This window comes from Simplicispira metamorpha (assembly GCF_004341365.1).
Classification (GTDB): Bacteria; Pseudomonadota; Gammaproteobacteria; order Burkholderiales; family Burkholderiaceae_C; genus Simplicispira; species Simplicispira metamorpha.
Genome location: NZ_SLXH01000009.1, coordinates 31,131 through 54,763, shown reverse-complemented (window position 1 = coordinate 54,763; position 23,633 = coordinate 31,131). Strand labels below are relative to the sequence as shown.

The 23,633-nt window shown below is 61.5% G+C and carries 23 protein-coding genes; 9 read left to right on the top strand and 14 right to left on the bottom strand.

Annotation, left to right across the window (positions count from 1 at the left end; translation table 11 throughout):
• Positions 1–56 precede the first annotated feature (56 nt).
• The 4 genes from glmM to EV674_RS06525 all read right to left on the bottom strand — a co-directional run bounded on the left by glmM (position 57) and on the right by EV674_RS06525 (position 5,104).
• Positions 57–1,391: a phosphoglucosamine mutase gene (glmM, locus tag EV674_RS06540; protein WP_119012787.1), complete on the bottom strand. Its 1,335-nt coding sequence runs from the start codon at positions 1,389–1,391 to the stop codon at positions 57–59.
• Positions 1,392–1,452: 61 nt separating this feature from the next.
• The gene (gene folP / locus EV674_RS06535) at positions 1,453–2,295 is read right to left on the bottom strand and encodes a dihydropteroate synthase (RefSeq protein WP_119012788.1); all 843 of its coding nucleotides are present in this window, start codon (positions 2,293–2,295) and stop codon (positions 1,453–1,455) included.
• Positions 2,296–2,366: 71 nt separating this feature from the next.
• The gene (gene ftsH, locus EV674_RS06530; protein WP_119012789.1) at positions 2,367–4,286 is read right to left on the bottom strand and encodes an ATP-dependent zinc metalloprotease FtsH; all 1,920 of its coding nucleotides are present in this window, start codon (positions 4,284–4,286) and stop codon (positions 2,367–2,369) included.
• Between the two features lie 155 nt (positions 4,287–4,441).
• A complete protein-coding gene (locus EV674_RS06525) occupies positions 4,442–5,104 on the bottom strand; it encodes an RlmE family RNA methyltransferase (protein WP_119012790.1) in 663 nt (220 codons plus the stop codon).
• Between the two features lie 623 nt (positions 5,105–5,727).
• Here EV674_RS06525 and EV674_RS06520 point away from each other — a divergent pair.
• The 9 genes from EV674_RS06520 (at position 5,728) to EV674_RS06480 (ending at position 13,059) form a co-directional block, all read left to right on the top strand.
• The gene (locus EV674_RS06520; protein ID WP_119012791.1) at positions 5,728–6,798 is read left to right on the top strand and encodes a replication initiation factor domain-containing protein; all 1,071 of its coding nucleotides are present in this window, start codon (positions 5,728–5,730) and stop codon (positions 6,796–6,798) included.
• Positions 6,795–7,106: a single-stranded DNA-binding protein gene (locus tag EV674_RS06515; RefSeq protein ID WP_241524903.1), complete on the top strand. Its 312-nt coding sequence runs from the start codon at positions 6,795–6,797 to the stop codon at positions 7,104–7,106. The genes EV674_RS06520 and EV674_RS06515 overlap by 4 nt, the downstream gene beginning before the upstream one ends.
• Positions 7,107–7,242: 136 nt before the next feature.
• Entirely contained in the window at positions 7,243–7,440 is a 198-nt protein-coding gene (locus tag EV674_RS06510; protein WP_119012792.1) for a major capsid protein, read from the top strand.
• A gap of 364 nt (positions 7,441–7,804) precedes the next feature.
• Positions 7,805–9,232: a virulence factor TspB C-terminal domain-related protein gene (locus EV674_RS06505; RefSeq protein WP_119012793.1), complete on the top strand. Its 1,428-nt coding sequence runs from the start codon at positions 7,805–7,807 to the stop codon at positions 9,230–9,232.
• Positions 9,229–9,510: a DUF2523 family protein gene (locus EV674_RS06500; protein WP_119012794.1), complete on the top strand. Its 282-nt coding sequence runs from the start codon at positions 9,229–9,231 to the stop codon at positions 9,508–9,510. Before EV674_RS06505 ends, EV674_RS06500 begins: the two co-directional genes overlap by 4 nt.
• Positions 9,507–10,592 carry a zonular occludens toxin domain-containing protein gene (locus tag EV674_RS06495; RefSeq protein ID WP_132750388.1) on the top strand — a complete coding sequence of 362 codons (1,086 nt, stop codon included), beginning with the start codon at positions 9,507–9,509 and terminating at the stop codon, positions 10,590–10,592. The genes EV674_RS06500 and EV674_RS06495 overlap by 4 nt, the downstream gene beginning before the upstream one ends.
• Before the next feature lie 503 nt (positions 10,593–11,095).
• Positions 11,096–11,695 carry a recombinase family protein gene (locus tag EV674_RS06490; RefSeq protein ID WP_119012796.1) on the top strand — a complete coding sequence of 200 codons (600 nt, stop codon included), beginning with the start codon at positions 11,096–11,098 and terminating at the stop codon, positions 11,693–11,695.
• Positions 11,696–11,828: 133 nt separating this feature from the next.
• A complete protein-coding gene (locus EV674_RS06485) occupies positions 11,829–12,305 on the top strand; it encodes a YhbY family RNA-binding protein (protein ID WP_119012797.1) in 477 nt (158 codons plus the stop codon).
• A 4-nt stretch (positions 12,306–12,309) separates the two neighbouring features.
• Positions 12,310–13,059: a glycosyltransferase gene (locus tag EV674_RS06480; protein ID WP_119012798.1), complete on the top strand. Its 750-nt coding sequence runs from the start codon at positions 12,310–12,312 to the stop codon at positions 13,057–13,059.
• A 46-nt stretch (positions 13,060–13,105) separates the two neighbouring features.
• On the opposite strand, the gene EV674_RS06475 is transcribed toward EV674_RS06480, so the two are convergent.
• From EV674_RS06475 to lpxD, 10 genes are all read right to left on the bottom strand, one after another.
• On the bottom strand, positions 13,106–13,552 hold the full coding sequence (locus tag EV674_RS06475; protein ID WP_119012799.1) for a DUF4149 domain-containing protein: 447 nt from the start codon (positions 13,550–13,552) through the stop codon (positions 13,106–13,108).
• A 23-nt stretch (positions 13,553–13,575) separates the two neighbouring features.
• The gene (greA, locus tag EV674_RS06470; protein WP_119012839.1) at positions 13,576–14,052 is read right to left on the bottom strand and encodes a transcription elongation factor GreA; all 477 of its coding nucleotides are present in this window, start codon (positions 14,050–14,052) and stop codon (positions 13,576–13,578) included.
• A 157-nt stretch (positions 14,053–14,209) separates the two neighbouring features.
• Positions 14,210–17,455: a carbamoyl-phosphate synthase large subunit gene (gene carB, locus EV674_RS06465; RefSeq protein ID WP_119012800.1), complete on the bottom strand. Its 3,246-nt coding sequence runs from the start codon at positions 17,453–17,455 to the stop codon at positions 14,210–14,212.
• The gene (carA, locus tag EV674_RS06460; RefSeq protein WP_119012801.1) at positions 17,455–18,630 is read right to left on the bottom strand and encodes a glutamine-hydrolyzing carbamoyl-phosphate synthase small subunit; all 1,176 of its coding nucleotides are present in this window, start codon (positions 18,628–18,630) and stop codon (positions 17,455–17,457) included. Before carA ends, carB begins: the two co-directional genes overlap by 1 nt.
• A 197-nt stretch (positions 18,631–18,827) precedes the next feature.
• The gene (locus EV674_RS06455) at positions 18,828–19,604 is read right to left on the bottom strand and encodes a TrmH family RNA methyltransferase (RefSeq protein ID WP_119012802.1); all 777 of its coding nucleotides are present in this window, start codon (positions 19,602–19,604) and stop codon (positions 18,828–18,830) included.
• On the bottom strand, positions 19,601–20,236 hold the full coding sequence (gene rnhB / locus EV674_RS06450; protein WP_119012803.1) for a ribonuclease HII: 636 nt from the start codon (positions 20,234–20,236) through the stop codon (positions 19,601–19,603). Before rnhB ends, EV674_RS06455 begins: the two co-directional genes overlap by 4 nt.
• Positions 20,208–21,368 carry a lipid-A-disaccharide synthase gene (gene lpxB / locus EV674_RS06445; RefSeq protein WP_119012804.1) on the bottom strand — a complete coding sequence of 387 codons (1,161 nt, stop codon included), beginning with the start codon at positions 21,366–21,368 and terminating at the stop codon, positions 20,208–20,210. Before lpxB ends, rnhB begins: the two co-directional genes overlap by 29 nt.
• Before the next feature lie 9 nt (positions 21,369–21,377).
• Positions 21,378–22,166 (bottom strand): acyl-ACP--UDP-N-acetylglucosamine O-acyltransferase, encoded by a 789-nt coding sequence (gene lpxA / locus EV674_RS06440; protein WP_119012805.1) that lies wholly within the window; start codon positions 22,164–22,166, stop codon positions 21,378–21,380.
• Positions 22,167–22,187: 21 nt separating this feature from the next.
• Complete coding sequence (fabZ, locus tag EV674_RS06435) at positions 22,188–22,628, bottom strand: 3-hydroxyacyl-ACP dehydratase FabZ (RefSeq protein ID WP_119012806.1); 441 nt, start codon at positions 22,626–22,628, stop codon at positions 22,188–22,190.
• Positions 22,625–23,620 (bottom strand): UDP-3-O-(3-hydroxymyristoyl)glucosamine N-acyltransferase, encoded by a 996-nt coding sequence (lpxD, locus tag EV674_RS06430; protein ID WP_119012807.1) that lies wholly within the window; start codon positions 23,618–23,620, stop codon positions 22,625–22,627. The genes fabZ and lpxD overlap by 4 nt, the downstream gene beginning before the upstream one ends.
• Positions 23,621–23,633: the final 13 nt, after the last annotated feature.

The window sequence follows — 23,633 nt, the reverse complement described above, 5'->3', positions numbered from 1 at the left end:
AATAGCTTCTAACGCCCGCCCAGTGGGCGCTATCAACTATTAAATAAATAGCAAAATCAATCAGCCCGTGCCGCTTCGGCCAGGCGCTCGGCGCAGTCGCTGGCCACGGCGGCGTCGCGCGCTTCCACCATGATGCGCAGCAGCGGCTCGGTGCCACTGGGACGGATCAGCACCCGCCCAGCCTGCCCCAGATCGGCCTCGATCTTCTGGATGGTTTGCGCCAGCCGGGCATTGCCCTTCCAATCCTGGCCGGGGCGCAAGCGCACATTCAGCAGCACCTGCGGAAACAGGGTCAAGTCGGCCAGCAAATGCGCCAGGCTCTGGCCGCTGCGCACGCAGTATTGCAGCACCTGCAACGCACTGACCAGGCCATCGCCGGTGGTGTGCTTGTCCAGCACCAGCAGGTGGCCCGAGCCCTCGCCGCCCAGCACCCAACGGTGGCGCGCCAGCGCTTCGAGCACATGGCGGTCGCCCACCTTGGCGCGCTCCAACTTGACACCGCGTGCGTGCAAAGCCAGTTCCACGGCCATGTTGGTCATCAGCGTGCCCACTACACCGGGCACGTGCTCATCGCGGCCCATGCGGTCGCAGACCATCAGGTAGAGCAGTTCGTCACCGTTATAGAGGCGCCCAGCAGCATCCACCATTTGCAGGCGATCGGCATCGCCATCGAGGGCAATACCGTAATCGGCATGGTTGGCGCGCACAGCGCGCACCAGCGCATCCGGGTGCGTGGCGCCGACCTCATGGTTGATGTTGAGGCCATCGGGCGCACAGCCAATGGCAATTACCTCGGCACCCAGCTCATGGAACACCTTGGGCGCGATGTGGTAGGCCGCACCGTGGGCCGCATCGACCACGATTTTCAGACCCTTGAGCGTGAGGTCGTGGGGAAAGGTGCTTTTGCAGAACTCGATGTAGCGCCCGGCCGCGTCATCGAGGCGGCGTGTCTTGCCCAGCGAGGCCGAATCCACCCAGACTGGCGCCTCATCGAGCGCTGCCTCTACGGCCAGCTCCCAGGCATCGGGCAGCTTGGAGCCCTGGGCATTGAAAAACTTGATGCCGTTGTCCGGGTAGGCGTTGTGGCTGGCGCTGATGACCACACCCAGGCTGGCACGCTGTGCCCGCGTGAGGTAGGCCACGCCAGGCGTGGGCAAGGGGCCCAGCAACAGCACATCGACACCCGCCGAGTTGAAGCCCGACTCCAGCGCGCTCTCCAGCATGTAGCCCGAAATGCGCGTGTCCTTGCCGATCAGCACCATGGGACGCTCTTCGGTGCGCTTCAACACGCGGCCTACGGCGTGCGCCAGGCGCAGGACAAAGTCAGGGGTGATGGGTGCCTGGCCGACGGTGCCGCGAATGCCGTCGGTGCCAAAGTATTTTTGCGTCATGGGATCGGTGGTGGTACTTCAAAAAGGTGCCAATGCAGTCTAGCGCAGGCGATGGCAGGCGTCAGGGTGCAGGCGTCTGGGCCGATGCCATGGCGCGCCACACGGCCAGGGCCTGGGCGGTTTCGCGCACGTCATGCACACGCACCACACGGGCACCGTGCTCTACGGCCAGCAATGCAGCCGCCACACTGGGCTGCAAGCGCTGGCCCACGTCCAGCCCGGTGACGGCGCCCAGCGATGATTTGCGCGACCACCCCGCCAGCACCGGGTAGCCCAGCGCCAGCAACTCGCTTTGGCGGGCCAGCAGGGCAAAGTTCTGCTCCACGGTTTTGCCAAAGCCAATGCCCGGGTCGAGAACAATTCGAGCCTTTTCGACCCCCAAGGCTTGCAGGGCCTGCGCTGAGCGCTCTAAAAATGAGAGCACCTGTGGCAACACACCGCCCGCCATGGGTTGCACCTGCATGGTTTGCGGATCGCCGTGCATGTGCATCAGGCAAACGCCACAGCGCGGGTGTTGCGCCACCACCTGCGCGGCACCAGGCTGGCGCAGCGCCCAGATGTCGTTGACGATGTCCACGCCCAAATCCAGCACCGCCTGCATCACTTCGGGTTTGTAGGTGTCCACCGACACCGGCACGCCCAGGCTGACGGCGCCGCGCACCACGGGCAGCACCCGGGCCAGCTCTTCTTCCAGACCCACGGCGGGGCTGCCCGGGCGGGTGGATTCGCCACCAATATCCAGAATATCGGCACCGTCTTGCAGCAGCTGCTCACACTGGCGCAGCGCGGCGGCGGTGGAAAGATAACGCCCTCCATCGGAGAACGAATCCGGCGTGGCGTTGACGATGCCCATGATCTGCGGACGCGCCAAATCCAGAGTGAAGCGGGAGGTGTGCCAAAGCATGGGCAAGCTTTCAAAAGACAATGGAAAACGGGGCACAAGGCCCCGTCGTGGTGGTGGTCAATCAGTGGGCGTCAGGCCACCGTGGGGGCGGGCTCCGAAGCCACCGCAGGCGTACCGCCACCAGAACCATCGCCACCAGAGGATGGGGTGCGCGGCGTCCAGTCTTTGGGGGGGCGCGGCGCCTTGCCAGCCATGATGTCGTCGAGCTGGTCGGTGTCTATGGTTTCCCACTCCAACAGCGCCTTGGCCATGGCGTGCATCTTGTCGCTGTTTTCTTCGATCAGGCGGCGCGCCAGGGCGTACTGCTCATCGATGATCTTGCGCACCTCGTCATCCACCTTCTTCATGGTGGACTCGCTCATGGTGGTGGTCTTGGTGACCGAGCGGCCCAGGAACACTTCGCCCTCGTTTTCGGCATACACCATGGGGCCCAGGGCATCGGTCATGCCATAGCGCGTCACCATGTCGCGGGCGATGTGCGTGGCACGTTCGAAGTCGTTGCTGGCGCCGGTGGTCATCTGGTGCATGAACACTTCTTCGGCGATGCGACCACCAAACAGCATGCTGATCTGGTTCAGCATGAACTCCTTGTCATAGCTGTAGCGGTCTTGTGAAGGCAGGCTCATGGTCACGCCCAGCGCCCGGCCCCGCGGGATGATAGTGACCTTGTGCACTGGATCGCACTTGGGCAGCAACTTGCCGATCAACGCATGGCCGGACTCGTGGTAGGCGGTGTTGCGGCGCTCTTCTTCGGGCATGACCATGCTCTTGCGCTCGGGGCCCATGAGGATTTTGTCCTTGGCCTTTTCAAAGTCCTGCATCTCCACGGTGCGGGCGTTGCGGCGCGCGGCCATCAAGGCGGCTTCGTTGCACAGGTTGGCCAGGTCAGCACCCGACATGCCGGGCGTACCACGGGCAATGATGCCGGGATTCACGTCCTGACTGACCGGAATTTTGCGCATATGGACGTTGAGGATCTGCTCACGGCCCCGGATGTCGGGCAGCGTGACATACACCTGGCGGTCAAAACGGCCCGGACGCAGCAGCGCGGCATCCAGAATGTCAGGGCGGTTGGTGGCGGCCACCACGATCACACCCAGGTTGGTTTCGAAGCCGTCCATCTCGACCAGCATCTGGTTCAGCGTTTGCTCACGCTCATCGTTGCCACCGCCCAGACCCGCACCGCGCTGGCGCCCCACCGCGTCAATTTCGTCGATGAAGATGATGCAGGGGGCATTTTTCTTGGCATTCTCGAACATGTCGCGCACGCGAGCTGCACCCACGCCAACGAACATTTCGACAAAATCAGAGCCCGAGATGCTGAAGAACGGCACCTTCGCTTCACCCGCGATGGACTTGGCCAGCAAGGTCTTGCCCGTGCCAGGAGGACCTACCAGCAGCAAACCGCGCGGAATGCGACCACCGAGCTTCTGGAACTTCTGCGGGTCTTTCAGAAAATCGACAACTTCCTTGACTTCTTCCTTGGCCTCATCGCAGCCAGCCACATCGGCAAAGGTGACCGTGTTGTTGTTTTCATCGAGCATGCGCGCTTTGCTCTTGCCAAAGCTGAAGGCACCGCCTTTGCCACCGCCCTGCATCTGGCGCATGAAGTACACCCACACGCCAATCAGCAGCAGCATGGGGCCCCAGCTGACCAGCAAGGTCATGAGCAACGAGCCCTCTTCGCGCGGCTTGACGTCAAACTTGACGTTGTTGTTGATCAGGTCGCCCACCAAGCCCCGATCAAGGTAGGTGGCCGTGGTGCGGATTCTGCGGTCATCGTTGGTAACGGCCACGATCTCGGTGCCGCCCTGACCTTCCTGGATGGTGGCACTGCGGATGCGGTTGTTGCGCACCTCGTCCAGAAACTCCGAATAACCGATATGACCCGCAGCAGCGCCAGCACGCGTATCAAACTGCTTGAACACGGTGAAGAGCACCATGGCGATAACGAGCCATACGGCGACTTTTGAAAACCACTGATTATTCAAGCGGGACTCCAGAGAGAGTGCGAAAAGAAGATGACTTAGATATGACCGATTTTAGGCGTTTCAAGCCAAGCGACTGCCGCAATATCCCTTGGCAGCCATGGAAAGAACGCGGTTTTTGTCCGGCAATACGCCAGAAAATCAATCCATCAACAACATCAAACCGTCTTTTTCAGACCGATACCGACCAAAAAGGTTTCAGAGGATTTGTCACGCGACGCCTTGGGCTTGACGGGCTTGACCAGACGGAAAGTGTCTTTGAACAACTGCACCAAAGGCGCGTAGGCGCCGCCATGGAACAGCTTCACCACCAGCGCTCCCTCGGGTTTGAGATGCTGGCTGGCAAAATCCACGGCCAGTTCCACCAGGTGCTCAATGCGCGCTGCATCCGTGGCGCCAATTCCTGACAGGTTGGGCGCCATGTCTGACACCACCACATCAGCCTGACGCCCTTGCATGGCCTCTTCGAGCTGCGCCAACACATCCGGCTCACGAAAATCGCCCTGAATGAACAGCACGCCCTCCACCGGCTCCATGGGCAAAATATCCAGCGAAATAATGGTGCCATTGAGCGTACCGGAAGCTGCCCCCTGGGGCGACAGGCGGCGGCGTACATACTGGCTCCAGGCACCGGGCGTACTGCCCAAATCCACCACGATCTGTCCAGGCCGGATCAATCCGAACTGTTCATCAATCTCTTTGAGCTTGTAGGCAGCACGGGCGCGAAACCCTTCCAGTTTGGCCAATTTGACGTAGGTGTCGTTGACATGGTCGTTCAACCAGGCCTTGTTGACCTTCTTGCTTTGGGTTTTGACTTTCATCACTGGTTCCGGTGGTGTTTGTTCTAAGGGAAAAGCCTGCAGCATCGCCAACAGCCCGGCCTTTGCCTGGGCTTCGTGCTCTACATCGTCTCTCAACGAATCAGCTATTCCTTGAATCAGGATATGCCGGGCTTCTTCGTGCATGCCTGCAGCCGCTGCAATTTCTGCGTGTTTTTGGTAGCTGCATGGGCGACCTTTCTTAAAGCCGCTCAGGTTTTGCTCTGGAGTACCTACCAGCTCTGCCAATTTCCGCTGGCTACCTACTTTTTCAACTGCTCTTTCTATAGTTTCTACGATATTCATAGAAAAACCCTATCTTACAAACTAATCATTGGTGATACATTTCGGCGCTAAGCATCTGTGATTAGTTATCACGATTGCTAATTTTCCCACAGGAGCGTCCAAATGTCCCTTTGCCCTTGCCCATCCCCTGCACACCAACGCCCCGGTGATAGTTTGGACGCTCCCGCTGCGGCGGTGCAGGGGGTGGACACCACATCCCTCAACCCCCCAAATCTGGGGTGGTGTACTCATTGCGATTGGTCTGGCTGCAGCGACGAATTCGACGCTGATCAGGGTGGCCTGTGCCCTCAGTGTTTCTCGTACTGCAAGGAGCAAGCGTGATGAATATCAACGGCCAATCCGGCGCAGGAATGATCGACTCCCCCCCATGGGGCGGGGGTGGTTGGCGTCTGCGCCGCGAAGGCGCTTCCCGGCTCCCTTCCACCCGTCCTGTAACACGGGTGGAAAGTTCTACCCCCGTCGCCCAAACCAAGCGCGTTGCCAAACTGGATTGGATGAATGTCACTTTTGACCATCCCCCGATGAGTTTCCATGGCCTTTTGCAGTTTCTTGGCGATGTCATGGCGGGCCCACTGTCTACAAAGCTCGATGGCGGTTTGTTTGGCTTCACCGAGCGGCACCGGCTCACGCTCACGGTGCCCGACGGCTCGCGCATCGAAGTCGGCGCAATCGCCATGGGCGGCGAATCTCAAAAGGGCCGTTGGCTGCTGCAGCTCACCGGCAAAGGCTGCGCCCTCGTCACCGACTGGCCCAGCCTGCAGGCACTGCTGGAGGGCTTCAACGCCACGCTCTCGCGCGTGGACCTTGCAGTGGACTTTCTCGACGGTGAATACACCGTGGACGACGCCGTAGGCCTCTACGAAGACGGCGCATTTATCAACCGCGGGCGAAACCCTGAATTTGACGCACAGGGCGCCTGGAACCAAGGCGGAAAGAAGGGCAGAACTGTGTACATCGGCAAACTCAAAAACGGCAAAAGCCTCTGCGTCTACGAAAAAGGCAAGCAGCTCAACGACCTCGACAGTAACTGGAACCGCTTCGAGGTGCGCCTGGGCAACCGTGACCGCGTCATCCCGCTGGACGTGCTCACGAACCCAGACCAGTACTTCGTCGGCGCGTACCCCGCGTTGGCCGGCTTGCTTGAAGCCGCAGCCGAAGAAATTCCCACCGTCCACACCGAAGCCAAGACCAGCGTGGCGCACCTGCTCCACCACATGCGGCGTTGCTATGGCAAAGCCATTCACCAAACGCTCAGCCTGACCGAGTGCAGCACCGCTGACCTGGTCGAAGAAATGCGCGTGATCGGAATTCCCAAAAGAGTAGACCCCGCCAGCGCTTTTGCTGGTCTCGCATGGCCCGAGCTACAGGCCCAAATCAGGAGTTACGCATGAACGCCCCCGCATCGCTTGCAGCCGTAAAGCCGGCCAACATGACATTTCACGCTGTCGGCCGCATTGAGCACGTCGCCAAATTCCAGGACAGCATCACGACGCTCATCAAGACGCCGGCTCCGGATGTCTACAGCCACCCTTCCACCATCTCCGTGCGCAGCAAATCGCGCCTCGGTATGGTGGGCGACGAAGTCTCTGTGACCTGCCGCGTCGGTGGCGTGCCGCGCACCTTTAAGCGCACCGACAAGGACACCGGCGAAATCACCATGGCCCGCACCGCCGACCACTATTTCAACGTGGTCGAGTGATAACGCCCGCACGCCGGCATAAGCGCGACGCCAGGAGCGCATAGGCCGGTGAGCGGGCCGCTTCAGCGGTTAGCCCATGGTGCACGTGGGCTAAGCGGTGCAGCGCGTTGCCGCATCACAACCCAAAGGAGTTCCCATGAAGAAGTTCAAGCAAGCCATCAAATACGGTGCCGGCGCGGCGCTGCTCGTTGGTGGCGCAGCTCACGCCGCAGTTCCTGCGGAAATCACCACGGCCATTTCTTCTATGCGGGAAGACGGCGTGACTGTGGCCACTGCGTTCGTTGTCGCTGCCATTGCTGTTGCCGCCATCAAGTTCCTGCGTACGGCCAAGTAAATGGGCTACCAGGTCGGCACCACCTGTTATGGCAGCGCATCTGATGCGCTTTCTGCTACAGCATCGTCCCAAGTGGGCAGCGTTGTCTTGCATGGTGGTGCCACCTTCGTTATTGGTGTCGATGCAGTTTCTTCTACGTCGATCACCTACCGCCTGACACCTCTTGCGGGCGGTCAGGCTATCCAGTCCGTCGTACAGCTCTCCCCGCAGCCCTGCGGGCTGCTTGAGTGGCAAGACGGCTTATCTCTCGGCTGGGGAGTCGCTACCGCCTGGATAGTCACGGCTGCCGTGATGCACCTTCGAAGGGCGGCACACCAATGACCCCCGAATTCCTGATTGTTTTTGTCGCTGTCGTGGGGATCGCATGGATCGTCTCGCAAAATTGGTAGCTGCGTTTGCATGTCTGTTTGCGTTGTGTTCCGCTCACGCCGGTTATGCCCAGCTTGCAACCCCTGAACGCTTCGGCGGCGCATATCCGAATTTCACATTCGCTCCCTCTGCAAATGATGCCAAGTTCGGCAATATTGCATTTCAGCCAAATGCCTTAAAAGTACCCGTACCCGGTACACCTACTATCATGCCTGCCGCCTACCGTTTCGCGGCCAATGCCCCCCGTGTCGCTGCCGGTGTCATCTTCATGCACCCCGCACTGCGCACTGCTGCCGGGATTGCCGCATGGCTCGGCGTCGCCAAAATCGTCTGGGATGAGGTCGAAAAAAAGTGGAAAAGAGCGGCCGATTCAGACGGCCAGGGCGGTGTTTCTACATCTGACGGTTTTGAGTATTCCCACGATCTCGTTCAGTGGTTCTCGTCTGGCTCCCAAGCCTGTCAATCTTATGCGTCTACCCCTGGACTTTTTGGCAAGAACGTGAAGCTCACTGGTACGCGCTTTTACCTTGATCGCTACAACACCCCTTTCTGCGCTATCACACTTGTGCTTACTGAGGATTACAACGGCTCAAAAGCAGGCGAAACTTATACAAATCACATCGGCATTCATCGCAGGCAGGGCGCTTGCCCTACCGGTTGGTACGTTACACCCGCAGGCTGCGTTCAGACGCCGCCTCCGCAGGAATTGGGCCGAGACCAGTTTGAAGATGCTTTGCTCAAGCCGGATAAACAGCCAGGCTGGCCCCGCGTCCCCGCTGATTGGCCTATGCCTGAGTCCGTGCCGTGGGAGCTTCCGTTTCCCACACCTCTGCCTGTGCAGCCGCCCATGATCAATCCCGCGCCCTCGACAAACCCGAACCCTCTGCACAATCCGAAGTTTGTCCCCACGGGCGACCCCGTAGCAAATCCCCGCTACGACCCCAACGCAGCCCCCAGTCCGCAAAATCAGCCCTACATTCAGCCAGGCATCAGGGTTCAGCCATCCCCGACGCCGACTGAGCCTTGGCGTGTCGATTTGCAGCCCGTCAACCGTCCTACTGACAGCACTGACCCAAAGCCCGACCCCGGCACGGATCCAGGCGATAACGACAAGCCAAAGCCCGATGAGGAGCAGAGCCTGTGCGAAAAGCATCCAGACATATTGGCATGTCAAAAACTTGATGATCCAGGCGATAAAGATTTACAAAGCTCAGAAAAACCCATCAGTATTACCCCTGATAGTGGCTGGGGCGCAGATAACGCCACGTGCCCGGCACCCAGGCATTTGATGGTGCAGGGGCGCGATATCCCGATTCCGTTTGATCTGTTCTGCACTTGGGCGCAGGGCATACGGCCAATTATTCTTGCCATGGCTTGGCTATCTGCGGCGTTCATCTTGCTTGGCGCTCGGGATGAGTCATGACCGGTTTTGGCACTTTCCTTGCCGCGATTGCAGGATCAGTCGTGAAGCGCGCCCTGGCTGCACTCGGCTTCGGCTTAGTCAGCTATGCAGCTATGACTGCCGCGCTGAATGCCGCACTTACTGCAGCCAAGCAGGCATGGGCGGGGCTGTCTGGCTTTCCTGAGGCGCTGGCTATTGTCCAGATTGCCGGCGTCAATACCTACGCCAGCATCATTGCCGGTGCACTGGTGGCACGGGTCGCCCTGCAGAGCCTTAAAAAGCTGGAGCTTGTGAAGTGATTTCCCTGTTCACCGGCATGCCGGGCGCCGGCAAGACTGCCGCCATGATCGATCTGGTGCGCGACATTGCGAAGGATCGCCCGCTGTTTGTCCATTTCGACCCTTCCGAGCGGCTGCGCCCCGAACAGAAGCTGCTGTCTGAAACTCTCAAGCTCCCGCACACGCAGGTCAACGCATCGACTTGGCACGAAGAGGTGCCCGACGGCGGTATTTTGATCATCGACGAGGCCCAAGGCTGCTGGCGTCCGCGGGGACCGTCTGCGAAGGTGCCCGAAGCTATTGCTGCCTTGGAGACCCACCGTCATGCTGGCGTGGACATCTTCATCACCACCCAGGCTCCCCGGCTGATTGATGCAAACGTGCGCGGCTTGGTGGGGCGCCATGTGCACATCCGTGACACCGGCTGGCTCGGTCGCTGGTGGTACGAATGGCCCGAGACAAATGAGTCCTTGACCTGGAAGACCTGTCCCGTCAAAAAGCGCTACAAGCTGCCCAAGCAGATTTTTGACCTGTACGGCAGTGCGAATGTGCATACCACGCCCGTGCGCATGGCTCCCAAGACCCTGGTGCTTATAGCCGTGCTTCTGGTCTGTTTGGCCGCGCTTGTGTTCATGATCGTGCGCTCGGTTAACCGCTATACATCGCCCGACCAGGTTAAAGAACCTGCTCCGGTCTCAGCACCTGCCCCTGCCGCAGTCCGGGCAGATCTTCGAGCTCAGATCCCTACCTCTGTGCCTGACGAGCGCGTCGACTTCATGCCTCGCTTGTCAGACAGGCCATGGACTGCTCCTGCCTACGACCACCTGCGCCAGGTGATCCGCATGCCAGTCATCACGGGCGCTGTTTGCGTCAATGAGCACTGCGTTTGCTATCACGGCCAGGAGCGGCTCGATGTTGGTAGCGATCAGTGTCGGCATTGGGCGGTGTACCGTCCGTTTAATCCCTATGTTGGGGAGCGCGATTCGATCGGCGGTAAGGTCGAGGCGAGTAGGTCGTCTGCACCGGATCAAACGCTGCCTGTTCACGGCGAGACCTCAGCCGCAGCGCAGGCCTTCGGGGTTGGCCACGCCTTACCGTTCTGATACGCATCAGTACATAGAGCAGCATTGCCGCTGCCATGAAGATCAATGCACTTGTTTTCATGGGCGCTAGCTTATCTGAAGCGGGTCCAAGGGCGCAGCCCTAAGGGTCAGCTTTTCCCGCGCACCTGCCCTCATCAGACTGGCCCCTAGGGCCAGACCTCCCCCAAGGCTTACCGCGCGCCTGCGGCAGCTTCTTCACTTAGCTGGAACCCATGCAGCCTTTCACTGCCCACGCACCTGCACCAGCTAACTACGCGAAGCCCAGCGACAGACCGACACAGTCCTGATCACGTGCTTGAAAAACAAACGGCTGTTCTGCGAAACAGCGACGACTTAATTCCAGCGAGTCACATGCAAGTGATGCTGCCGATCTAGCAGTTTTTTGCTCTTGCCATGTGCGTCTTTTAATCGTCGTTCCTTTTGCTACGGCCCTTGCTCCCATCGTCATATCGTTGGGCTTCGTTTGCAGTTCTCGGACTTTACCGAGTCTTTGGAGGGGTTCTATGCTTATTGGCTATGCGCGAGTTTCAACGCGAGATCAGGAGACACATTTACAGCTCGATGCGTTGAAAAAAGCAGGGGTCGAGGTGGTTTACCAAGAGAAGGCCAGCGCTGTGAGCGTGCGCCCTGAGCTGCAGCGCGTGCTGTCCACGCTGAAGGCTGGTGACGTCCTGGTCGTCTACAAAATGGATCGGGTTGCGCGATCGCTGAAAGACTTACTCAGTATTCTGGAGAGCGTATCAGCGTCTGGTGCGGCGATTCGATCATTGACTGAGCCCCTGGATACCTCTGTGCCGGTCGGCATTTTCATGGTGCAGGTGCTGGGTGCTGTTGCCCAGTTGGAGCGGTCAATCATTCGGGAGCGCACGGTTGCCGGCCAAGTGTCAGCAATCAAGCGCGGCGTTCAGTTTGGCCGGCCTAAACTGCTCTCTCCAGAGCGTGAGGCAGAGCTGCTCGCCCTGGTGGATTCCGGCGTAAATCAATCTGCGGCAGCGCGTGAATTCGGTGTGAGCTTGATCGTTGTGCGCCGCTTGGTCGATGAACGCAACGGGCGAAAAAATACCGGGCGGTACCCGGTATTGCGTAAGTACCTGGATCTTTGACATCGGATTCTACTGTTGACTTTCATACACGTCCATTGTCTCTCGACAATCGGCCTGACCGATTGCATCGAAGGCTCATTTCGCAAAGCGAAATGAAAGTGCCTTGCTCCGGGCCGCAGACATAATACGGCCCATGCCTCAAATTGAACTGACTCCGGCCGAGCGCCGGGAACAACGCGCTGCCGCCCACCACCTTGCCCCCGTCGTGCTGATTGGCGGCGATGGCCTGACCCCTGGCGTGCGCAAGGAAGTGGACGCTGCCCTCAACGCCCACGGTCTCATCAAGGTGCGCGTCTTCAACGACGACCGCGCCGCCCGCGAACTGATGTACCAGGAACTGGCTGCCGAATTGAACGCTGCCCCCGTACAGCACATTGGCAAGCTGCTGGTACTGTGGCGCCCACAGCCCGACAAGGAACGTGCCGTCGATGAAGACCGCATGCCAGGCCCCAAGGACGTCAAGGTGCTGAAATACAGCAAACGCGGCGGCCAGCGTCCCGAAATCAAAACCCTGCGTGTGCTGGGCAACCAGCGCCTGACACCGGGTGGACAGATCAAACGCGCCAAGAAACGCAAGCCCACTTCCGTCAAGAAACGCCAAGCCGACTGACCCCATGGCCCAGACAGCTACCGTGGCGCAGCAGCGCCATGTGATCTGCATGAAATGGGGCCGCAAATACGGCCCCGAGTACGTCAACCGCCTCTATGCCATGGTGCGCCGCCACCTCAGTGGCGACTTTCATTTCGTCTGCCTGACTGACGACAGCACCGGCATCCGCCCAGAGGTGCAGTGCCTACCTATTCCCCCCCTGGACTTGCCTGCGGGCATTCCCGAGCGCGGCTGGAACAAGCTGGCCACCTTCAGCGCCGACCTGCACGGGCTGCGCGGCACTGCGCTGTTTCTGGACGTGGACGTGGTGATCACCGGCAGCCTGGATGATTTTTTCACCCAGCCTGGTGCATTTCTCATCATCCACGACTACAAACGGCCTTGGCGCATCACCGGAAACTCTTCGGTGTACCGCTTCGAACTGGGCGCGCACCCGGACGTGCTGGAATACTTTCGCGGCCACTTTGACACCATCCGCCGACAGTTTCGCAACGAGCAGGCCTATTTGTCGGATTTTCTCCACCGGCAAGGCAAGCTGGCGTACTGGCCCACAGCCTGGTGCCCCAGCTTCAAATACCACGGCATACCGCCTTGGCCCAGCAACTACTGGAAGGCCCCTTTTGTGCCGCCCGGCGCCCGGATTGTGATTTTTCACGGCGAATGCAACCCGCCCGATGCCTTGGCTGGACGGCGCAACCGGCGTTTTCGCTTTATCCAGCCCGCCACCTGGGTGGCAGAGCACTGGCACGAGTAACGCCCGCGCCTGCATCTAGCCCCCCGCTATCTCCCAGACGGCGGCGCTACGGTGCAGTGCCCCCGGTGGGCGCGGCAGGCGCCTCAGGTCGGGGCAGCGTGCGCCACAGCACTACCAGCGCGCAGCACCACTGAACCAGGTAGAGCACCGTGCCCAGGGTATGCCACAGGCGCAGATCCTGCCGGGCCACGATGCGTGGTGCCACGCCAAACTGTGACACCAGCGCCAGCAGCAATCCACCCACTATAAAAATAATAGCTGCTCGCGCCCATGGATAGGGCGTTACAGACCCCTTTGGCCTTGAAATCATGAGCAGCACCATGCAGCAGGCCACCGACACCCAGGTTTGCGCGGCAAACAGCCGGGCGGCCATCCCGCCCGCCAGCGCAGGGCTGGGCAAATGTGCAAACAACAAGGGCACGACCAGAAACCCGATCGTCGTCAAGCTACCCCACCACAGGGCAGCCACCAGCACGGGCAAGCGCAGCGTCATGGTATTCAAGGCGTGCGCAGCGCTCAGACGTAGCTGACGCCCACGATTTCATAGCGGCGGATGCCACCGGGCGCCTGCACCTCGGCGGTATCGCCCTCTTCCTTGCCGATGAGCGCGCGGGCGATCGGGCTGCTGATGTTGATCAACCCCAGCTTGAGGTCAGCCTCGTCTTCGCCCACGATCTGGTAGGTGACGGCATCGCCAGACTCTTCATCTTCCAGCGCCACAGTGGCGCCAAACACCACACGGCCTTCGGCATCGATGCTGCTGGGGTCAATGATCTGCGCAGCCGACAGTTTGCCCTCGACCTCTTGGATACGGCCTTCGATAAAGCCTTGGCGGTCTTTGGCAGCTTCGTACTCGGCGTTTTCGCTCAGGTCGCCCTGGGCACGGGCCTCGGCAATGGCCGCAATCACCGCTGGGCGGTCAACAGTTTTGAGACGGTGCAGCTCCGTTTTGAGCTTTTCAGCACCGCGCTTGGTAATCGGAATGGTGGCCATTTTTTCAGTCTCCACAAACTTCATGCACCGCGCAGGGCACGGCAAAATCCGCGTCGGGCACCCTCACGTGCCATTGCGACGCCCCAAAAGCAAACCGCCGCACGTTGCCGCGCGGCGGTGTTGATTCAGGCAGCAATTATGCCGCCTTTGGCATGGCTCAGGCCACGAGTTGGGCGTGCATTTCCTGTACGGAAATCACATCCAGCTGCTCCATGTGCTGCATACCTTCGACAGCCGCTTCCGCACCAAAAATGGTGGTGAAGGTGGTCACCCGCGCCAGCAACGAGCTGGTACGGATGGCACGCGAGTCAGCGATGGCATTGCGGCGCTCTTCCACCGTGTTGATGACCATGACAATCTCGTTGTTCTTGATCATGTCCACGATGTGCGGACGGCCTTCCGTCACCTTGTTGACCACCTTGACGGGCACGCCAGCGGCCTCAATGGCAGCGGCAGTGCCTTTGGTAGCGACCAGCTCAAAGCCCAGGGCCACGAGCTGGCGGGCGATGTCCACGGCACGCGCCTTGTCGGCGTTCTTCACCGTCAGGAACACCTTTCCCGAGGTGGGCAGCTTGGTACCGGCGCCGAGCTGGCTCTTGACGAAGGCTTCACCGAAAGTTTTACCCACACCCATCACTTCACCGGTGGACTTCATCTCGGGGCCGAGAATGGTGTCCACGCCGGGGAACTTGACGAAGGGGAACACGGCCTCTTTCACGCTGAAATACGGCGGTGTGACTTCCTTGGTGATGCCTTGCGATGCCAGCGTCTGCCCGGCCATGCAGCGTGCAGCCACTTTGGCCAGCTGGATGCCCGTGGCCTTGCTGACAAACGGCACCGTGCGCGAGGCACGCGGGTTTACTTCGAGCACGTAAATCACGTCCTGGCCGTCCACCTCTTGAATGGCGAACTGCACGTTCATCAGGCCCACCACCGACAGGCCCTCGGCCATGGCCGCCGTCTGGCGCTTGATCTCATCGACCGTAGCCTTGGACAGGTAGTACGGCGGCAGGGAGCAGGCCGAGTCGCCGCTGTGCACGCCAGCCTGCTCGATGTGCTCCATCACGCCACCGATGAAGGTGACGCCAGCCGAATCGCGCACGCAGTCCACATCGCACTCGATGGCGTTGGAGAGAAAGCGGTCCAGCAGCACGGGCGAGTCGTTGCTCACCTTCACGGCTTCGCGCATGTAGCGCTCCAGGTCGCGCTGCTCGTGGACGATTTCCATCGCGCGGCCCCCCAGCACATAGCTGGGGCGCACCACCAAGGGGTAGCCCAGGGCAGCGGCTTTTTCCAGCGCATCGGCTTCGGTACGGGCGGTGGCGTTGGGCGGCTGCTTGAGGTTCAGGTCATGCAGCAGCTTTTGGAAACGCTCGCGGTCTTCGGCAGCATCGATCATGTCGGGGCTGGTGCCGATGATTGGCACGCCTTCGGCCTCTAGGCCCAGCGCCAGCTTCAGCGGGGTCTGGCCGCCGTACTGCACGATGACGCCCACGGGCTTTTCCTTGTCCACGATTTCCAGCACATCTTCCAGCGTGACCGGCTCGAAATACAGGCGGTCCGAGGTGTCGTAGTCGGTGGACACCGTTTCAGGGTTGCAGTTGACCATGATGGTTTCGTAACCGTCTTCGCGCATGGCCAAAGCGGCGTGCACGCAGCAGTAGTCAAACTCGATACCCTGGCCAATGCGGTTGGGGCCACCGCCCAGCACCATGATCTTTTTCTTGTCGGTGGGTTCGGCTTCGCACTCGTCCTCATAGGTCGAATACAGGTAGGCCGTATCGGTAGCAAACTCGGCAGCGCAGGTGTCCACGCGCTTGTACACGGGGCGCACGTTCAGGGCGCGGCGCTGGTCGCGCACGGCCTTTTCAGTGGTTTTGAGCAGCTTGGCCAGGCGGCGATCCGAAAAGCCCTTTTGCTTGAGCGTGCGCAGCGTGGTGGCATCCAGTGCCGCCAGTGCGCCCTCGCCTTTCTCGGCGGCGAGTTGGTCAATGTCCAGCTCAATCTTCACGATCTGCTCGATCTGCACCAGGAACCAGCGGTCGATTTTGGTCAGCTCGAATACTTCGTCCACCGACAGGCCCATGGCAAACGCATCACCCACGTACCAGATGCGCTCAGGGCCGGGTTCGCCCAGCTCGCGCTCCAGCACTTCGCGGTCTTGCGTTTTTTCGTTCATGCCGTCCACGCCCACTTCCAGGCCGCGCAGGGCTTTCTGGAAGGATTCCTGGAAGGTACGGCCCATGGCCATGACCTCACCGACCGACTTCATCTGCGTGGTCAGGCGGCTGTCGGCGGTGGGGAACTTCTCAAAGGCAAAACGCGGAATCTTGGTGACCACGTAGTCAATGGAAGGCTCGAACGACGCGGGCGTGGCACCACCCGTGATGTCGTTGCGCAGCTCGTCCAGCGTATAGCCCACGGCCAGTTTGGCCGCCACCTTGGCAATCGGGAAACCCGTGGCCTTGGAAGCCAGCGCCGAGGAGCGCGAGACGCGCGGGTTCATCTCGATCACGACCATGCGGCCGTCCTTGGGGTTGATCGAGAACTGCACGTTGGAGCCGCCCGTGTCCACACCGATCTCGCGCAGCACCGCCAGGCTGGCATTGCGCATGACCTGGTATTCCTTGTCGGTCAGGGTCTGCGCAGGAGCCACAGTGATCGAGTCACCGGTGTGTACGCCCATGGGGTCGAGGTTTTCGATCGAGCAGATGATGATGCAGTTGTCCGCCTTGTCGCGCACCACTTCCATCTCGTACTCTTTCCAGCCCAGCAGCGACTCTTCGATCAGCAGCTCGTTGGTGGGCGAGGCCTCCAGGCCGCGCTTGCAGATGGTTTCAAACTCTTCGGGGTTGTAGGCAATGCCGCCGCCCGTGCCGCCCAGCGTGAAGCTGGGGCGGATCACGGTGGGAAAACCCATTTCCTTTTGCACGGCCCAGGCTTCGTCCATGCTGTGGGCAATGCCAGAGCGCGCCGAGCCCAGACCAATTTTGGTCATGGCATCTTTGAACTTCAGGCGGTCTTCGGCCTTGTCGATGGCCTCGGGCGTGGCACCGATCAGTTCCACCTTGTACTTGTCGAGCACGCCGTGGTGCCACAGGTCGAGCGCGCAATTCAGCGCAGTCTGGCCGCCCATGGTGGGCAAGATGGCATCGGGGCGCTCTTTGGCGATGATCTTCTCGACCGTCTGCCAGGTGATGGGCTCGATGTAGGTGACGTCGGCGGTGGCCGGGTCGGTCATGATCGTGGCAGGGTTGCTGTTGATCAGGATGACCTTGTAGCCCTCTTCGCGCAGCGCCTTGCAGGCTTGCACGCCCGAGTAGTCGAACTCGCAGGCCTGGCCAATGATGATGGGGCCCGCGCCGATGATGAGGACGCTTTTGATGTCTGTGCGCTTTGGCATTATTTCTTCTCCTGGGCCGTGGCCATCAGGGCCGTGAAGCGGTCAAACAGGTAGGCAATGTCGTGCGGGCCGGGTGATGCTTCAGGGTGGCCCTGAAAGCTGAACGCGGGTTGGTCGGTGTGGGCCAGGCCCTGCAACGTGCCATCAAACAGGCTCACGTGCGTGGCGCGCAGGTGGGCGGGCAGCGAGTCTTTGTCTACCGCAAAACCGTGGTTCTGGCTGGTGATGCTGACGCGCCCCGTGTCCAGGTCTTTGACCGGGTGATTGGCACCGTGGTGGCCATGGCCCATCTTGAAGGTCTTGGCACCAGCGGCCAGCGCCATGATCTGGTGGCCCAGACAAATACCGAAAGTGGGAATGCCCGTGGCCACTAGCTCGCGTGCAGCGGCGATGGCGTAGTCGCAAGGCTGCGGGTCGCCGGGGCCGTTGGACAGGAAGACGCCGTCGGGTTGCAATGCCAGCACCTGCGCCGCAGGTGTTTGCGCGGGCACCACGGTGACTTTGCAGCCACGCTCGGCCAGCATGCGCAGGATGTTGAACTTGATGCCGAAGTCGTAAGCCACCACGTGAAAACGCGGTGCAACTTGTTCGCCGTAGCCGCTGCCCAGCTTCCACTCGGTCTGGTTCCAGACGTAGGACTGCTGCGTGGACACCACCTTGGCCAAGTCCAGGCCCACCATGGCGGGCGCCGTGCGCGCAGCCGCCAGGGCCTGGTCGATATGCGCTTGCGACACGGCCTGGCCCGCAGGCAGGCCCAGGATGCAGCCGTTTTGCGCCCCTTTGGCACGCAGCAGGCGCGTGAGCTGGCGGGTGTCGATGTTGGCAATGGCCACCGTGTTCTCGCGCACCAGGTACTGCGAGAGCGTTTCAGTGGAGCGGAAGTTGCTGGCGAGCAAGGGCAGGTCTTTGATGATCAAACCTGCGGCATGGACTTTATGGGCTTCGACGTCCTCGGTATTGACCCCATAGTTGCCAATGTGCGGATACGTGAGCGTCACGATCTGCTGGCAGTAGCTGGGGTCAGTGAGGACTTCCTGGTAGCCGGTCATGGCGGTGTTGAACACCACCTCGCCGACGGTGGTGCCGGTGGCACCAATCGAATTGCCGATAAAGACCGTGCCGTCTGCGAGCGCCAGAATGGCGGGCGGGAAATTTCCCTGTAGAGACAAAAGCACTGGGTTCTCCGGGTTGGTTACGGTTACGCCCAGCGGAGCAAGAGAGAAGTCTCTTGCAAAAGCTTTTGTGGGATTAGGCTTGAAGCTGCGCTAGGCGTATGAGGGTGCGGGAAAGCCGCCCATTATAGCCAGCGGCAGCCGCCTGGCGCCGCCTTCACCCGGGAAAACCCGGGTTCCCAGTGGGACTGCGCTGGCTCTCAAACGGTGCTGATGGCGCTGGCGTGCAGACAAATCGCCGCCGCCGCCGCCACGTTGAGCGACTCCTCGCCCCCTGGCTGGCCAATGCGCACCGCCCGCTGTGCGCGCGCGGCCACGGCCTGGCCCACGCCCTGCCCTTCGTGGCCCATGGCCCAGGCGCAAGGCCAGGGCAGGCGCTGCTGCTGGATCAAATCGCCTTGGTGCGAGCTGGTGACGATGAGCGGTACTTGCAGGGCATCGAGCAGCGCGGGCTCGGCGGACTCGATCAGGCGCAGGCCAAAGTGCGCGCCCATGCCCGCGCGCAGCACCTTGGGCGCCCACAGCGCTGCCGTGCCTTTGAGCGCCAGCACCTGGCCAAAGCCAAAAGCCGCCGCGCTGCGCAAAATCGACCCCACATTGCCCGCGTCCTGCACCCGGTCGAGCACCACCGTGGCCGCATCGGGCAGCAGCGCAGGCGGCGCGGGCAGTTCCACCACGTAGCCCATTTGCGCGGGCGACTCCAGACCGCTGATATCGGCGAACAGCGCATCGGCCAGAACTATGATTTTGATAGCTGTTTGCGCATACTCGGCGGGCGCCTGAGGCCAAAAAGACTCTGAAAAAACAGCCACTGCGGGCACCAGGCCACGCGCCAGCGCAGCGCGGCACAGGTGGTCGCCCTCCAGCCACACCCGGCCCTGCTTGCGGTAGGCCGTGCTGTCTTGGGCCAGACGGCGCAGGTCTTTGACGAAAGCGTTGTCGCGCGACTGGATATGGGTGATGGGGGCAGATGTCATGCGGGGCTCTCGTGCCGGTGTAAAAGCTGCGCCACGGGCGCGAAGGTGCTGCGGTGCAGTGGGCTGGCGCCGTGCGCGCGCAGTGCGGCCAGGTGGGCTGCCGTGCCGTAGCCCTTGTGCCCGGCAAAACCGTATTCAGGGTACTGGGCATGCACCTGCGCGCACCAGCGGTCGCGGTGCACCTTGGCCAGGATGGAGGCCGCCGAAATGGCGGGCACCAGCGCATCGCCCTTGACAATGGCTTCGGCGGGCACATCGATCACGGGCAGCCGGTTGCCATCGACCAGCACCATCACCGGCTTGAGTCGCAGGCCCAGCACCGCGCGGCGCATGGCCAGGAGCGTGGCTTGCAGGATGTTGAGGCGGTCAATTTCTTCGACGCTGGCTTCGGCAATGCTGCAACACAGCGCTTTGGCACGGATTTCATCGAACAGCGCCTCGCGCCGGGCGGCGGTGAGTTTTTTGGAGTCGGCCAGACCGGCAATCGGGTGCAGGTCGTCGAGGATGACGGCAGCGGCCACCACCGGCCCGGCCAGCGGGCCCCGGCCCGCCTCGTCCACTCCAGCGACCAGACCCGGTGGGTGCCATTGCAGGCAGTGCTGTTCAGGCAGTGAGAACTTTGCGGATCGCATCGGCGGCCAATTGGGGGGTGTTGCGCCGCAGGCTGTGGTGCAGCGCGGCAAAGCGCTGGTGCAGCGCGGAAATACGTTCAGGCTGGTGCTGTCGGGCAGCAAACCAGTCAAGCACAGCGGCGCTCAGGGCCTGCGGCGTGGCGGCATCCTGGAGCAGTTCGGGCACGACGAAATCGCCGCACAGGATATTGGGCAGTCCCACCCAGGGTTGCAATTGCTTGCGCCGCATCAGGCGCCAGCTCCAGGGGTGCATGCGGTAGCTGATGACCATGGGGCGCTTGAACAGCGCAGCCTCCAGCGTGGCCGTGCCACTGGCAATCAGCGTCACGTCGCAGGCGGCCAGCACGGTGTGCGACTGCCCGACCACGATGGTCAGGGCATCGCCCAGGCCGCAGTCGTGCGCCATGCGCTTGAGGCGCTCATGCAATGCGGGCACCGCAGGGACTATCATTTTGATAGCTGGAAGCGCGCGCCGAATAAGGGCTGCAGCCTGAAAAAATCCTGGTGCGATGTACTGCACCTCGGCAGAACGGCTGCCCGGCAAAATGGCCAGCACCGGCTCGCCCTCGGCCAGGCCCAGGCGGGCGCGGGCGGCTGTGCGGTCAGGCTCCAAAGGAATCACGCCCGCCAGCGGGTGGCCAACGTAAGTGGCGGCAATGCCGTGGCCTGCCAGCAGCTCGGGCTCGAACGGGAAGATGCACAGCACATGGTCGGCTGCGCGGCGTATCTTCTCGATGCGCTCGGCGCGCCAGGCCCAGATGGACGGGCAGACGAAATGCACGGTCTTGACGCCCGCAGCGCGCAAATCCATTTCCAGGCCCAGGTTGAAGTCGGGCGCATCGACGCCGATGAACACGTCGGGCTTGCTTTGCAGCAGGCGCGCACGCAGGCGCTTGCGGATCAGGATGATTTCGGCCAGGCGGCGCAGCAACTCAAAGCTGTAGCCGTGCACGGCCAGCTTTTCGCTGGGCCACCAGGCGTCAAAGCCGCGCTGCGCCATCTGGGCGCCGCCAATGCCGCCGCTGGGCAGGCCCGGCCACAGGTCTTGCAGGCCATCGAGCAGCAAGCCCGCGAGCAGATCGCCCGAGGTCTCGCCCGCCACCATCGCGACGCGGGGGGTGTGGTTTGGCATGGTGCGCTCTCAGCGGGCAATGCCGCGCGCTGAGGTATCGAGAAACGCCAGCAGCTGCGCGATGTCTGCCGCTGCCTCGGGGTGGGCGGCGGGCAGCGCAGCGATGGCGCTGTGCGCGGCCTCCAGCGTCAGGCCCTGGCGGTAGAGCAAGCGGTGCATTTGCTTGATGGCGGCCAGGCGCTCTGGCGAGAAACCGCGCCGGCGCAGCCCTTCCAGATTGAGCCCACGCACAGCCAGCGGGTTGCCATCGACCATCATGAACGGTGGCACATCCTGCGAGATATGGCTGGCAAACCCGGCCATCACATGCGCGCCCACTTTGGTGAACTGGTGTATGCCCGTGAGGCCACCGATGATGGCGTAGTCATCGACCTGCACATGGCCTGCCAGCGTAGCGTTGTTGGCCAAAATGGTCTGGTTGCCCACCACGCAGTCGTGGGCAATATGCACATAGGCCATGACCCAGTTGTCGTCACCGATGCGGGTCACGCTCTGGTCTTGCACGGTGCCAGTGTTGAAGGTGCAGAACTCGCGGATGGTGTTGCGATCGCCAATGACCAGCCGGGTCGGCTCGCCAGCGTATTTTTTGTCTTGCGGGGCAGCGCCCAGCGAAGCGAACTGAAAAATGCGGTTGTCGCGGCCAATGGTGGTGTGGCCTTCGATCACGCAATGGGCGCCGACGGTGGTGCCTGCACCCAGCACCACGTGCGGGCCAATCACGGCATAAGGGCCGATGGTGACACTGGCGTCGATCTGCGCAGCGGCATCAACCAAGGCGGTAGGGTGAATAGTGCTCACAGCGAAACCCGCAGGCAAATATCAGGCCACGGTGCGCATGGTGCACATGATGTCGGCCTCGCAGGCCACGTTGCCATCGACGCGCGCCACACACTTGAACTTGTAGATGCCGCCCTTGATGCGGTCCAGCTCCACGTCCAGAATGAGTTGGTCACCGGGCTCCACGGGGCGCTTGAAACGGGCGTTGTCGATGCCAACAAAGTAGAACACCGTGTTGGAATCAGGTGCCTCGCCCATCATGTCAAACGACAGCAGGCCTGCCGCCTGCGCCAGTGCTTCAACGATGAGCACGCCAGGCATCACCGGACGGGCTGGAAAATGGCCGGTAAAAAAAGGCTCGTTGACCGAGACGTTCTTCAGCGCCTGGATGCGCTTTCCTCTGTCAATCTCTACCACCCGGTCTACCAGCAAGAAAGGGTAGCGGTGGGGCAGAAGCTTGAGAATTTGGTAGATGTCCATCATCGGGGTCGGTCAATCGGTGTTGTTTGTTGTTGTGATTCGAGCGCCTTGATGCGCTCACGCAGGCGGTACAGCTGCTTGAGCGTGGCCGCGTTTTTTTCCCACTTGGGATTGTCGTCCATGGGGAATATGCCCGTGTAGTGGCCTGGCCGGGCAATGGAATGCGAAACCACTGTGGCCACAGAGACATGCACATGGTCAGCCAACGTCAGGTGCCCCAGGATGTTGGCCGCGCCGCCAATGGTGCAGTGCGCCCCGATGGTGGTGCTGCCAGCCACCCCGGCACAGCCCGCCATGGCGGTGTGACGCCCAATGCGCACGTTGTGGCCGATCTGGATCAGGTTATCGAGCTTGACGCCATCTTCAATCACGGTATCTTGCAGTGCTCCACGGTCAATGCAGGTATTGGCCCCAATTTCCACATCGTCACCAATGCGCACCGCACCCAGCTGCTCTATCTTGACCCACGCACCGCCGTGCGGCGCAAAACCAAAGCCATCGGCGCCAATCACCACGCCAGCGTGCAGGATGCAGCGCTGGCCGATGCGGCAGTCTTCACCCACCGTCACGCGCGACTTGAGCACGGTATCGGCGCCAATGTGCGCGCCGCGCTCGACCACGCACAACGGGCCAATCGATGCCGAAGGGTGGACGATGGCGGAGCTGTCCACCACCGCGCTCGGGTGGATGCCGACAGCCACCGCAGGGCGGTGGTGCTGCTTCCAGAGCTGCGTGGCCCGTGCGAAATACAGGTAGGGGTCATCGGCCACGATGCAGGCACCACGGGCGCGCGCGACCTCAGCCAAGGCAGGCGCCACAATGACACAGGCCGCCCGGGAGGCGGCCAGTTGCGGCTGGTAGCGTGGATTGCTCAGGAAACTCAGCTCCCGAGGGCCCGCCGCCTCAAGCGGCGCTAGCCGGTCAATGGGCAGCTCGGGATCTCCCTCCAGCTGCCCCCCCAGTACCGCAATGAATTGTGCAAGGTGCAGGCTCACGCGCAGTCCAACC